The 11,528-nt window shown below is 67.1% G+C and carries 13 protein-coding genes; 6 read left to right on the top strand and 7 right to left on the bottom strand.

Annotation, left to right across the window (positions count from 1 at the left end):
• The first annotated feature begins 12 nt into the window (after window positions 1-12).
• Window positions 13-705 (top strand): RadC family protein, encoded by a 693-nt coding sequence (radC, locus tag HD841_RS06430; protein WP_179507973.1) that lies wholly within the window; start codon window positions 13-15, stop codon window positions 703-705.
• 83 nt (window positions 706-788) lie between these two features.
• On the opposite strand, the gene HD841_RS06425 is transcribed toward radC, so the two are convergent.
• Entirely contained in the window at window positions 789-1,268 is a 480-nt protein-coding gene (locus tag HD841_RS06425) for an EF-hand domain-containing protein (RefSeq protein WP_179507972.1), read from the bottom strand.
• A gap of 213 nt (window positions 1,269-1,481) precedes the next feature.
• On the opposite strand from HD841_RS06425, the gene purB reads away from it, so the two are divergent.
• Window positions 1,482-2,792 (top strand): adenylosuccinate lyase, encoded by a 1,311-nt coding sequence (purB, locus tag HD841_RS06420; RefSeq protein ID WP_179507971.1) that lies wholly within the window; start codon window positions 1,482-1,484, stop codon window positions 2,790-2,792.
• 286 nt (window positions 2,793-3,078) lie between these two features.
• On the opposite strand, the gene HD841_RS06415 is transcribed toward purB, so the two are convergent.
• From HD841_RS06415 to dnaK, 4 genes are all read right to left on the bottom strand, one after another.
• A complete protein-coding gene (locus HD841_RS06415) occupies window positions 3,079-3,597 on the bottom strand; it encodes a thioredoxin family protein (RefSeq protein WP_179507970.1) in 519 nt (172 codons plus the stop codon).
• 351 nt (window positions 3,598-3,948) lie between these two features.
• Window positions 3,949-4,404 carry a TM2 domain-containing protein gene (locus HD841_RS06410; protein WP_179507969.1) on the bottom strand — a complete coding sequence of 152 codons (456 nt, stop codon included), beginning with the start codon at window positions 4,402-4,404 and terminating at the stop codon, window positions 3,949-3,951.
• 331 nt (window positions 4,405-4,735) lie between these two features.
• Window positions 4,736-5,857: a molecular chaperone DnaJ gene (gene dnaJ, locus HD841_RS06405; protein ID WP_179507968.1), complete on the bottom strand. Its 1,122-nt coding sequence runs from the start codon at window positions 5,855-5,857 to the stop codon at window positions 4,736-4,738.
• A 139-nt stretch (window positions 5,858-5,996) separates the two neighbouring features.
• Window positions 5,997-7,901, bottom strand: coding sequence for a molecular chaperone DnaK (gene dnaK, locus HD841_RS06400; RefSeq protein ID WP_179507967.1), 1,905 nt, complete (start codon window positions 7,899-7,901; stop codon window positions 5,997-5,999).
• 180 nt (window positions 7,902-8,081) lie between these two features.
• Between dnaK and HD841_RS06395 the strand changes: the two genes are divergently transcribed.
• On the top strand, window positions 8,082-8,531 hold the full coding sequence (locus HD841_RS06395; RefSeq protein ID WP_179507966.1) for a copper chaperone PCu(A)C: 450 nt from the start codon (window positions 8,082-8,084) through the stop codon (window positions 8,529-8,531).
• A gap of 142 nt (window positions 8,532-8,673) precedes the next feature.
• Window positions 8,674-9,135 (top strand): vgr related protein, encoded by a 462-nt coding sequence (locus HD841_RS06390; protein WP_179507965.1) that lies wholly within the window; start codon window positions 8,674-8,676, stop codon window positions 9,133-9,135.
• Window positions 9,136-9,144: 9 nt separating this feature from the next.
• Here HD841_RS06390 and HD841_RS06385 read toward each other — a convergent pair whose 3' ends face one another.
• Complete coding sequence (locus tag HD841_RS06385; protein ID WP_179507964.1) at window positions 9,145-10,371, bottom strand: threonine synthase; 1,227 nt, start codon at window positions 10,369-10,371, stop codon at window positions 9,145-9,147.
• Window positions 10,372-10,443: 72 nt separating this feature from the next.
• On the opposite strand from HD841_RS06385, the gene HD841_RS06380 reads away from it, so the two are divergent.
• Together HD841_RS06380 and HD841_RS06375 are read left to right on the top strand one after the other, a co-directional pair.
• Window positions 10,444-10,725, top strand: coding sequence for a BrnT family toxin (locus HD841_RS06380; RefSeq protein ID WP_179507963.1), 282 nt, complete (start codon window positions 10,444-10,446; stop codon window positions 10,723-10,725).
• Window positions 10,682-10,936 carry a BrnA antitoxin family protein gene (locus tag HD841_RS06375; RefSeq protein WP_179507962.1) on the top strand — a complete coding sequence of 85 codons (255 nt, stop codon included), beginning with the start codon at window positions 10,682-10,684 and terminating at the stop codon, window positions 10,934-10,936. The genes HD841_RS06380 and HD841_RS06375 overlap by 44 nt, the downstream gene beginning before the upstream one ends.
• A gap of 18 nt (window positions 10,937-10,954) precedes the next feature.
• Here the strand turns inward: HD841_RS06375 and grpE are convergent, their stop codons facing one another.
• On the bottom strand, window positions 10,955-11,521 hold the full coding sequence (gene grpE / locus HD841_RS06370) for a nucleotide exchange factor GrpE (RefSeq protein ID WP_179507961.1): 567 nt from the start codon (window positions 11,519-11,521) through the stop codon (window positions 10,955-10,957).
• Between the last annotated feature and the right edge of the window lie 7 nt (window positions 11,522-11,528).

Here is an 11,528-nt window from a genome sequence, read left to right as displayed (position 1 = left end):
GCCTCGGCGGCGATGGCCGCGCCCTCCTCCCCGCCGGACGACACCGCCGGCCACCGCGAACGGCTGCGCGGGCGCTTGCTCGCCGGCGGCGGCGACGCGTTGCTCGACCACGAATTGATCGAATATCTGCTGACGCTCGCCCTGCCGCGGATCGACACCAAGCCGATCGCCAAGGCGCTGCTGCGCGAATTCGGCGGCATCGGCGGGCTGCTGACCGCCGATGCCGAGGCGCTGACCCGGGTGAAGGGCGTCGGCGCCTCCGCCGCCGCGGCGATCAAGATCGCGCACGCCATCGCCATCCGCCTGCTCAAGGCCGAGGTGGCCGAGCGGCCGATCCTGAGCAACTGGCAGGCGCTGCTCGACTATCTGCGCGCCGACATGGCGCATCACGCGATCGAGCGCTTCCGGGTCCTCCACCTCAACACCCGCAACATGCTGATCCGCGACGAGGTGATGAGCGAGGGCTCGATCGATCAGGCCGCGGTCCATGTCCGCGAGGTGATCCGGCGGGCGATGGACCTCGGCTCGGCGGCGATCATCCTCGTCCACAACCACCCCTCGGGCGATCCCTCCCCCAGCCGTGCCGACATCGCGATCACCCGCACCATCGCCGATGCCGGCGCCGCGATGGGCATCGTCCTCCACGACCATATCATCATCGGTCTCAACGGCCATGTCAGCCTGAAGGCACAGGGCCTGATCTGATCCCGGCCGCCACCGCGCGGCGCAGGGCACGAAAAAGGCCGCCGGATCGCTCCGGCGGCCCTTCGTCCGTCATCGGTCGCCCGTTAGGACTGACCCTTGCTCAGGAAGCCGATCAGCTCCGGCTGCGACACCGACTGGCTCTTGTCCGTGTCGGCCTGCGCGAAGGCGGCGTTCACCCATTTCTTGGTCGAGGCGCTTTCGGGGCTCGCCTTGGGGTCGCTCGCCTGTTTCAGCTTGACCATCCAGCTGGCGAATTCGGCCTTTTCGAGCTTGCCGTCCTGGTTGGCGTCATAGGTCGGGAATTCGGTCTGCACCACGCTCGCTACCTGATCGGCGCCCGATGCGGGCTGCGTCGCGGCGGTCTGGGTGGCGCCGCTCGGGTCGGTGGCGGCGGTCGAATCGGCCGGCGTCGTCGACTGCGGTTGCGGCTGCGTATCGGCACCAGCCGCATCCGGCGTAGTTTGCACCGGTGCCGACTGACTTGGCACAGTATTGGCTTGGGTTTGCGCCAGAGCTGGCGCAGACAGCGTCACTACTCCGGCGAGAAGAGCATATTTCAGCATTGCTTGTCTCCCATCGTTCTACACAAAGCATGCGTCGATCGACTGTGCCGACCGGATCGCATACTTGATATGGAAAATGCGTCGGCGTTTGCAATGGTTCCGGAACGGGAGGTTTGTGGCCGGGCGCCCACGCTGCTACTCCGCCGCAGAAATCCGCGAGTCGGGCCAAAATGGCCGCGATGAGCCGTGCTCCCGTCAGGACGAAGGAACACCATGGTCCCCCGTTATTCCCGCCCCGAGATGACCGCGATCTGGACGCCGGAGGCGCGTTTCCGCATCTGGTTCGAGATCGAGGCGCATGCCACCGACGCGCTCGCCGACCTCGGCGTCGTGCCGAAGGAAGCCGCCGAGGCGCTGTGGGCGTGGTGGCGCACCAACCCCGACATCGACGTTCCCGCGATCGACGCGATCGAAGCCGTCACCAAGCATGACGTCATCGCCTTCCTCACCTGGGTGGCGGACAATGTCGGCGACCAGGCGCGCTTCATGCATCAGGGCATGACCTCGTCCGACGTGCTCGACACCTGCCTCGCGGTGCAGCTCGCCCGCGCCGCCGACATCCTGCTCGCCGATCTCGATGCGCTGCTCGCGGTGCTCAAGCGCCGCGCGGTCGAGCACAAGATGACGCCGACGATCGGCCGTAGCCACGGCATCCATGCCGAGCCGGTCACCTTCGGCCTCAAGCTGGCGCAGGCCTATGCCGAGTTCGACCGTTGCAAGACCCGGCTGATCGCGGCGCGCGCCGATATCGCCACCTGCGCGATATCGGGCGCGGTCGGCACGTTCGCCAACATCGACCCCTCGGTGGAAGAGCATGTCGCCGCCAAGCTCGGCCTCTCGGTCGAGCCCGTCTCGACGCAGGTCATCCCGCGCGACCGCCACGCGATGTTCTTCGCGACGCTGGGCGTCATCGCCTCGTCGATCGAGCGGCTCGCCACCGAGGTCCGTCACCTCCAGCGCACCGAAGTGCTCGAGGCGGAGGAATATTTCTCGCCCGGCCAGAAGGGCTCGTCGGCGATGCCGCACAAGCGCAACCCCGTGCTGACCGAGAACCTCACCGGCCTCGCCCGCATGGTGCGCGGCTATGTCACGCCGGCGCTGGAGAATGTCGCGCTGTGGCATGAGCGCGACATCTCGCACTCGTCGGTCGAGCGCTATATCGGCCCCGACGCGACGATCACGCTCGACTTCGCGCTCGCCCGCCTCACCGGGGTGATCGACAAACTGCTCGTCTACCCCGAGCGGATGGAGAAAAACCTCAACAAGATGGGCGGGCTCGTCCATTCGCAGCGGGTGCTGCTCGCGCTCACCCAGGCGGGTGTCAGCCGCGAGGACGCCTATCGCCTCGTCCAGCGCAACGCGATGAAGGTCTGGGAATCGGACGGCCAGCTCTCGCTGCTCGACCTGCTCAAGGCCGATGCCGAGGTCACCGCCGCCTTGTCGCCCGAGCAGCTCGAGGAGAAGTTCGACCTCGGCTATCACCTCAAGCACGTCGACACGATCTTCGCGCGCGTGTTCGGGTAACGACACGTCCTCCCCTCCGTCACCGCTTCGCGGTGCCCCCCTTGGCGGCAGGGCGATCGCATAGGAACGTTGGTTCGAGCCGGTCGCCTTCCCCATTCCGTCACCCCGGACTTGTTCCGGGGTCCACTCTGCGGCGGGGAGAGCGGCGTGATCCGACACCATGTTCTTGCGGCTGGGTGGACCCCGGAACGAGTCCGGGGTGACGGCTATGAAGTGCATACCGATCGAACCTCACCACCCCAGCCATCGGCACTCGCCCTCCCCTGTCGGAGAGGAATGGATCAGCTCACACCCATTGCGCCAGCCAGTCGGCGAGGCCCTGCGGCGACAGCGAGCGCGCATCCGCCAGCGCCGTCTCGCGCCCGGCATTGACCAATTTGTCCGTCTTCGGATCGACGATCAGCAGCGCCGGCACGCCGGCCAGCCGTCCCTTGATCCCGTAGCGGGCGGGAATGTCGAGGTTCTTGTCGAACCGCCCGATATCCACCGTCACCACCTCATAGTGGCTTGCAACGAAGCCGCGCATCGTCGGCAGCTCCATCACCCCGGCGAGCAAGCGGCAGTCGAGGCACCAATTGCCGCCGAGATCGATCAGCAGCTTCCTGTGGCCCTTGAGGGCGCGCGCCTTCGCCGCGGCGACCGCCGCCTTGGCATCGGCGTTGCCGTCATAGGGCAAGGGCAGCGGCTGCGACAATTGCTCGAAGCTCGTCGCCCCGACGCGCGGAGCCGCCACCCGCGCATCGGCAGCAACGGGCAGCGTCAACGACGCAACGGCGAGCAGCGCGGCGAACGGCAGGTTGGGCATCGGCATCTCCGGAACGGTAAAAGGCGCAGTCTGACGTGCCGTGGCCATTTCGCAAGCACCCCGCGCGCCGCCGGGGCGTACCGACGCTTTGTTACAGTTGCGTGAAACGCACGGCTACGTGCAAGCAACAATATTGCGATATCAAGCAATTATAGCCATCTCGCGCTTGCCGGATATTCCTCCGGCATCGGAGACCTTCCATGCGTATGTTCGAAACCGCAGCCAGCAGCGTGCTGGCGATCGCGGCTCAGGCGCTGGTGGTCGGGGTGATCATTTCCACCCTGTGACCCATCGGCCCGCCCGCCCCCTTGCCCGACCGGGCCGAGAGGGCGCGGCTTGGGGCCGCGATATTCAATGCCGTGCGTAGCGCGCGGCAAACTCCCGATCGGACATGAGGAGATAGCGGATCATGTCGATCAGCGACCATGGTCCGGTGACGAGCATGCCGACGACGGTGATCGTCATCACCAGCATCACGATCCCCGATCCCGTTCGCCCCAGGTAGAAACGGTGGATGCCGAGCATGCCGAGGAAGAAGGCGAGCACCGCCGCGACGATCTTGTTGCGATCGGTCACCGGCTCGCGGGGTGCGGGCCGCGCCAGCGCCGCGGCGACGCCGCCTGCCGCGGGCATCGGGAAGACGCTCAGCGCACGGTCGCCTTCCGCCTCGAAATCGACGTACAGGCCGATCGCCGGTTCGCCGCGCTGCGCCCAATCCTCGGGCGTGAAGCGATAGCGCCGGCCGTCGTCCCCCGCGACCAGCCCCTCGCCGGTGCGCTGATCCACCCCCAATACCTGTCCGCGCATGCCGTCCCCCGATTGATCGAACGCGCATCATCCGCATCCGCGACGCGGGCGCAAGATGGCGCGAGGCTGCGACGTGCCCATCTCCGTCATCACAGGGCTATCGCCTATGGCTACGGGAATGAGGCTCGATCTGCGTCCTGATCAGATCCGTCACCCCGGACTTGTTCCGGGGTCCACTCTGCGGCGAGGAGAGGGGCTTGGGTCGACACCGTGCTCTTGCGGCCGGGTGGACCCCGGAACCAGTCCGGGGTGACGGACGGGCTTAGATCAAGGTTCCCGGCAAGAGCCATCCCCCCGCCCCCACTCAGGGATCACGGGATTGCCGACACCCTCACTCCGCGACGAACACGCCCTTCAGCTTGGCGAAGAATCCCTGGCTGTCCGGGCATTCGTCGCCGGTCTCGGTCTCGCGGAACAGTTCGAGCAATTCGCGCTGGCGCACGGTGAGCTTGGTCGGCGTCTCCACCTCGATCTGGATGACGAGATCGCCCTGCCCGCGGCCCTGCAGCACCGGCATGCCGGCACCGCGCTGGCGGAGCTGCTTGCCCGACTGGATACCCGCCGGGATCTTGATCTCGTGCGTGCGGCCGTCGAGCCCGGGGATCGACAACGCGCCACCCAGCGCCGCGGTGGTGAAGCTGATCGGCGCACGCGCGAACAGCGTCGTGCCCTCGCGCTCGAAGATCGGATGCCGTTTGACGTGGAGGAAGATATACAGGTCGCCCGCCGGCGCGCCGCGCGGTCCGGCCTCGCCCTCGCCGGACAGGCGGATGCGCGTGCCTTCGTCGACACCGGGCGGCACGTTGACGCTGAGCGTCTTGGTCTTCTCGACGCGCCCCTCGCCGCGGCAATCGGGGCACGGATCGGCGATGATCTCGCCGGCGCCCTGGCACACCGGGCAGGCGCGCTCGACGACGAAGAAGCCCTGTTGCGCGCGGACCTTGCCGTGCCCGTTGCACTGGCGGCAGGTCGAGGCATGCGTCCCCGGCTTGGCACCCGAGCCCTGGCAGGTGTCGCATTGCGCAGACACGTCGATCGTGATCTCGGTCGCCTTGCCGTGGAACGCCTCTTCCAGCGTCACTTCCATGTCGTAGCGCAGATCGGCGCCACGCCGCTGCTGCGCCCGGCCACCGCCGCGCGCGCCACCCATGAATTCGCCGAAGACCGATTCGAAGATATCGGAGAAGCCGCCGAAGTCCTGTGCGCCGCCACCGCCGCCGCCGTTCTGGAACGCGGCATGGCCGTAGCGATCATAGGCCGCGCGCTTCTGGGGATCCTTCAGAACCTCATAGGCTTCGCTGACCGCCTTGAACTTGGCTTCGCTGTCCTTGCACCCGGCATTCTTGTCCGGATGGTATTTCATCGCGAGCTTGCGATACGACGATTTGATCGTCGCCGCGTCCGCGCCGCGCTCGCATTCGAGCAGTTCGTAATAATCGACTGTGGTGCTCATGATCGCCTCGCCGCCCCCCGGCCGTCACCCCGGCGCATGCCGGGGCCTCCCCGATGACGGGAGATGCCGGCGGGCGGATCACCGGCGAAGCCTCGCTTCGCCGGGACCGCCGCTGGCATGACGGTGGAGATCATGGATGTTACGCCTTGTGGTCGTCGACTTCCGAGAATTCGGCGTCGACCACGTCGTCCTTCGGCGTGTCGCCACCCGCACCACCTTCGGGCGAGGCATCGGCCTGGGCCTGCTTCTCGTAGATCGCCTGGCCGAGCTTCATCGCGACCTGCGCGAGCGCCTGGCTCTTTTCGGTCATCTGATCGGCATCGCCGGTCTCGACCGCCGCCTTGGCGGCGTCGATCGCCGACTGGATCTCGCCCTTCAGCGCCTCGTCCACCTTGTCACCATTGTCGGCAAGCTGCCGCTCGGTGGTGTGGATCAACGATTCGGCGTTGTTCTTCGCCTCGGCGCCGGCACGACGCTTCTTGTCCTCTTCGGCAAACTTCTCGGCATCGCGAACCATCTGCTCGATGTCGCTGTCCGAGAGGCCGCCCGAGGCCTGGATGCGGATCTGCTGCTCCTTGCCGGTGCCCTTGTCCTTGGCCGAGACGTTGACGATGCCGTTGGCGTCGATGTCGAACGTGACCTCGATCTGCGGCACGCCACGCGGCGCCGGCGGGATGCCGACCAGGTCGAACTGGCCGAGCAGCTTGTTGTCCGCCGCCATCTCGCGCTCGCCCTGGAACACGCGGATCGTCACCGCGCCCTGGTTGTCGTCCGCGGTCGAATAGGTCTGCGACTTCTTGGTCGGGATCGTCGTGTTGCGGTCGATCATCCGGGTGAACACGCCACCCAGCGTCTCGATGCCGAGGCTCAGCGGCGTCACGTCGAGCAGCAGCACGTCCTTGACGTCGCCCTGCAGCACGCCCGCCTGGATCGCGGCGCCCATCGCGACGACCTCGTCCGGGTTGACGCCGGTGTGCGGCTCCTTGCCGAAGAACGCCTTCACCGCTTCGCGGACCTTGGGCATGCGCGTCATGCCGCCGACGAGGACGACCTCGCTGATGTCGTCGGTCTTCACGCCGGCATCGGCGAGCGCCTTCTTCATCGGCTCGATCGTGCGCTTGATCAGGTCGTCGACGAGACGCTCCAGATCGGCGCGGCTGATCGTCTTGACGAGATGCTTCGGCCCGTTCTGGTCGGCGGTGATGAACGGCAGGTTCACCTCGGTCGACGCGGCCGACGACAGCTCGATCTTCGCCTTCTCGGCGGCTTCCTTCAGGCGCTGCAGCGCGAGCTTGTCCTTGGTGAGGTCGATGCCCTCATCCTTCTTGAAGCCCTCGGCGAGATAATCGACCAGCTTGTTGTCGAAATCCTCGCCGCCCAGGAAGGTGTCGCCGTTGGTCGCCTTCACCTCGAACACGCCGTCGCCGATCTCGAGGATCGAGACGTCGAACGTGCCGCCGCCGAGGTCATAGACCGCGATCGTCTTGCCGTCCTGCTTGTCCAGGCCATAGGCCAGCGCCGCCGCGGTCGGCTCGTTGATGATGCGCAGCACTTCGAGGCCGGCGATCTGGCCGGCGTCCTTGGTCGCCTGACGCTGGGCGTCGTTGAAATAGGCAGGAACCGTGATGACCGCCTGGGTCACCGTCTCGCCCAGATAGCTCTCGGCGGTTTCCTTCATCTTCTGCAGCGTGAAGGCGCTGATCTGCGACGGCGAATATTCCTTGCCGCCGGCCTGCACCCAGGCGTCGCCGTTCGGACCGCGCACGATGTGGTACGGGACCAGCTCGGTGTCCTTCTTGGTGATCGGATCGTCGAACCGGCGGCCGATCAGACGCTTCACGGCGAAGATCGTGTTGTCGCCGTTGGTGACGGCCTGGCGCTTCGCCGGCTGGCCGACCAGCCGCTCGCCGTCCTTGGCGAAGGCGACGATCGACGGCGTGGTGCGCGCGCCTTCCGCATTCTCGATCACCTTGGGCTTGCCGCCCTCCATCACCGCAACGCAGCTGTTGGTCGTGCCGAGGTCGATACCGATTACTTTAGCCATGTGTGCTTACTGAGCCCCTCACATACGAAATCAATGCAAATCCATGGAACCTTTGCCCCGTTATGGCAGCGAAGGCTCCAAGGTATGGCGGCGATATAGGTGGGGTTCCGCTTGCCGCAAGACGGTCGCGACCATAGGGCTGCGAAGGGAATGATCGCGGTTGCGGGAAGAGGAGCGACGATGCGTCGGACAGGAGTGGGACTGGTGCTGGTGCTCGCCGCCGCGCTGGGCGGCTGCGGCGGCCCCAACCGGGTGGAGGTGGACGATGCGTGGATTCGCCTGCCGGCGGTGCCGGGCCGGCCGGGCGCCGCTTATTTCACCCTCCACGGCGGCCGCTCCGATGCGACGCTGATCGACGTGACCGCCGACATCGCGATCCGCGCCGAAATGCACGAGAGCATGACCGGCCAGGGCGGCATGACGGCGATGAAGCCGCTCGCCAGCGTTCCGGTGCCGGCCAAGACCAAGGTCGCCTTCACCCCCGGCGGCCGCCACGTCATGCTGTTCGACATCAACCCGAAGGCGAAGGCGGGCAAGATCTACAATCTGACGCTCAACTTCGCCAACGGCGGCCGGCTGTACGTCGGCGCGACGACCGTCGGCGCGGCGGCGCCGGCTCCGGATTTCTGATGAGGGCTGACCACGCCCCGACAGCGTCATCCCGGCGAATGCCCGGCCCCATGGTGTCGATGTGGCCGATGACGCGAACGACCGCACGGCCATCGCATCCTTGGGTCACGGCGTTCGGCGGGATGACGGAGGGGAGGACAGGATGACGTCCGCAACCACCCGTCCCCTCACCGAAGGCGAACGCGCGCTCGCGGCGTCGGTCTTCCGCGACACGATCGACTATGAAGCGGTCCGCCTGTCACGCAGCAAATGGGCCTTCTTCCAGCCGCGCGACACGGTGATGGCGCCGCGCGGCTGCATCCACTTCCACCCGAAGGGGCAGAGCTGGCGCGACGATTTCGCCGTTGCCGCGCTCACCGACCAGGGATTGTTCATCCACGAGATGGTGCACATCTGGCAGCACCAGCGTGGCATCTTCCTGCCGCTCGCACGCCATCCGTGGTGCCGCTACGATTACGCCATCAAGCCCGGCCAGCCGCTCCACCGCTACGGCATCGAGCAGCAGGGCGAGATCGTCCGCCACGCCTTCCTGCTCCGCCACGGCGCGCGCGTGCCCGGTGCCCCGAGCCTCGCGCAATATGAGACGCTGCTGCCGTTCGGCTAAGCGCCCGCTCTACAGCGCGTCGAAATCGATCGGGCCGTGCCGGTCGAGCGTCCGTGGCGCTTCCGGCATCGGATATTTCAGCCCGGTCGCGCAGTTGAACAGCACCACCCGCTCATCCTCGTCGACCTCGCCGGTGCGCAGCGCCTCGCGATAGGCGGCCAGCGTCGCGCCGCCCTCGGGACACAGCAACAGCCCGTCCTTGCGCGCCGCCTCGTCCACCGCCTTGAGGATCGCGGGATCGCCGACCCCCAGCGCCTTGCCGCCGCTCGCGCGCACCGCGCGCAGGATCAGGAAATCGCCGACCGCCTTGGGCACGCGGATGCCTGCGGCGACGGTATGCGCATCCTCCCAGCGCTCGGCATGTTCGACGCCCTCCTCGAAAGCGCGGACGATCGGCGCGCATCCCGACGCCTGCACCGCATACATGCGCGGTCGCTTCGACCCGATCCAGCCGAGCGCCTCCAGCTCGTCGAACGCCTTCCACATGCCGATCAGGCCGGTGCCGCCGCCGGTCGGGTAGAAGATCGCATCGGGCAGCGCCCAGCCGAATTGCGCGGCGAGCTCCAGCCCCATCGTCTTCTTGCCCTCGATCCGATAGGGCTCCTTGAGCGTCGAGAAGTCGAACCAGCGCCCCTCGGCGGCGCCCTTGCCGACGATCGCACCGCAATCGTCGATCAGGCCATTGACCCGCCACACCCGCGCGCCCTGCATCGCGATCTCGCGGACGTTCACCTCGGGCGTGTCCTCCGGGCAGAAGACGATCGTCTCGATCCCCACCCGCGTCGCATAGGCCGCCAGCGCCGCGCCGGCATTGCCGTTGGTCGGCATCGCGATGCGGGTGACACCCAGTTCCTTGGCCATCGCCACCGCCATCACCAGCCCGCGCGCCTTGAAGCTGCCGGTCGGCAGGCGCCCTTCGTCCTTGACCCAGACGTTGGCGCTGCCCGCGCTCTTCGGGATCGGGATCAGCGGCGTCTCGATCTCGCCGAGGCTGACGACATCCTCGGTGCGCCGCACCGGCAGCAGCTCGCGCCACCGCCACATGTCGGTCGGCCGCGCCGCCAGCGTGTCGCGGGACAGGGTCGCCTGCACCGCGGCGAGGTCGTAGCGCACCAGCAACGGCCGCCCGGCGCGCGACAGGCCGTGCAACCGGTCCGCCTCGTACCGCTCGCCGGTCAGCGAGCATTCGAGATGCGTGACGAAGGACGGGCGATCGGCGGTGAGATTGGGGTTCATGGCAACGATACTAGCCTTGCCAGTGGCATAGCGTCCACTTGAATGAAAGGCGGATCGTAGCTACAATTAGCCATGGAGATCACCTTCGATCCGGCGAAGGACGTGATCAACCGCGCCAAACATGGCGTGCCGCTGGCCTTTGGCGAACGGATCTTCGCTGACGACAATGTGCTGCTGATCCCGTCGGCGCGGCCGGAAGACGGCGAAGAGCGTTGGAAAGCGGTTGGTATGGTCGGCGACCGTCTATGGACGGCAGTGTATGTCGAACGCGACCAGACGACCCGGTTCATATCGGTAAGGAAAAGCAACGATGCAGAAGCTCGCGGATATCATCGCCATTCCGGCAGATCCTGATGATCCGGAGGATTTCGACGTCACCGAAGAGGCGCTGCAGCAGGCGCTGGCGGAACGGCGCGAACGCCTGCGCCGCCGTGGCGCACAGGCGGCACCGACCAAGAAGCAGGTGACGCTTCGCCTCGATCCCGACGTCATCGACAAGTTCCGCGCCACTGGCCCGGGCTGGCAGGCGCGGATCAACGCGGCGTTGAAGGCGGCGCAGGTCTGACCCGCGCCGCCATCCACCTCAATCCGGCTTCTTCGCCACGCCGACCAGCGCCGGGCGCAGCAGGCGATCCTTGAGCATATAGCCCGCCTGCATCTCCTGCACGATGGTGCCGGGCTCGGCGTCGCTGGGCACTTCCATCATCGCCTGATGCTTGTTGGGGTCGAGCATCGCGCCCATCGCCTCGACCTTGGTGATGCCGTTGCGGGTGAAGACGCTTTCCAGCTCGCGCGCCGTCGCTTCCAGCCCGGTGACCAGGCCCTTCAGCCGCTCGTCGCTGCGCAGGTCGGCGGGGATCGCCGACAGGCCGCGCGCCAGATTGTCGGCGACCGACAGGATGTCGCGCGCGAACGAGGTCGTCGCATAATTGCGCGCATCGGCCACTTCCTTCTCGGTGCGGCGACGCACGTTCTGGATCTCGGCCTGCGCATACAGCGTCTGCTGCTTCGCATCGGCGAGCTGGTTCTCCAATTCGGCGATCCGCTCCGCCGAGCGATCGTGCTCCGCGACCTCGGGCGCGGCCTCGGCCGTCTCCTGGCGCAGCGCCTCGGCATCGGTCGTGGGGTTCGTCATCGTCTCTTCGGTCATGTAGGTC

The organism is Sphingomonas melonis (assembly GCF_013409985.1).
Taxonomy (GTDB): Bacteria; Pseudomonadota; Alphaproteobacteria; order Sphingomonadales; family Sphingomonadaceae; genus Sphingomonas; species Sphingomonas melonis_A.
Note: the sequence above shows the minus strand (reverse complement) of the source record. Positions and strands in the feature narration are given on the sequence as shown.

Bases quoted from the DNA above. Each gene is read 5' to 3' on its own strand.
- HD841_RS06395 (WP_179507966.1), top strand. From the start codon at position 8,082: ATGCGTCGGACAGGAGTGGGACTGGTGCTGGTGCTCGCCGCCGCGCTG.
- HD841_RS06380 (WP_179507963.1), top strand. From the start codon at position 10,444: ATGGAGATCACCTTCGATCCGGCGAAGGACGTGATCAACCGCGCCAAA.
- dnaK (WP_179507967.1), bottom strand. From the start codon at position 7,901: ATGGCTAAAGTAATCGGTATCGACCTCGGCACGACCAACAGCTGCGTT.
- HD841_RS06415 (WP_179507970.1), bottom strand. From the start codon at position 3,597: ATGCCCAACCTGCCGTTCGCCGCGCTGCTCGCCGTTGCGTCGTTGACG.
- radC (WP_179507973.1), top strand. From the start codon at position 13: ATGGCCGCGCCCTCCTCCCCGCCGGACGACACCGCCGGCCACCGCGAA.
- dnaJ (WP_179507968.1), bottom strand. From the start codon at position 5,857: ATGAGCACCACAGTCGATTATTACGAACTGCTCGAATGCGAGCGCGGC.
- HD841_RS06375 (WP_179507962.1), top strand. From the start codon at position 10,682: ATGCAGAAGCTCGCGGATATCATCGCCATTCCGGCAGATCCTGATGAT.
- grpE (WP_179507961.1), bottom strand. From the start codon at position 11,521: ATGACCGAAGAGACGATGACGAACCCCACGACCGATGCCGAGGCGCTG.
- HD841_RS06385 (WP_179507964.1), bottom strand. From the start codon at position 10,371: ATGAACCCCAATCTCACCGCCGATCGCCCGTCCTTCGTCACGCATCTC.
- HD841_RS06425 (WP_179507972.1), bottom strand. From the start codon at position 1,268: ATGCTGAAATATGCTCTTCTCGCCGGAGTAGTGACGCTGTCTGCGCCA.
- HD841_RS06390 (WP_179507965.1), top strand. From the start codon at position 8,674: ATGACGTCCGCAACCACCCGTCCCCTCACCGAAGGCGAACGCGCGCTC.
- purB (WP_179507971.1), top strand. From the start codon at position 1,482: ATGGTCCCCCGTTATTCCCGCCCCGAGATGACCGCGATCTGGACGCCG.
- HD841_RS06410 (WP_179507969.1), bottom strand. From the start codon at position 4,404: ATGCGCGGACAGGTATTGGGGGTGGATCAGCGCACCGGCGAGGGGCTG.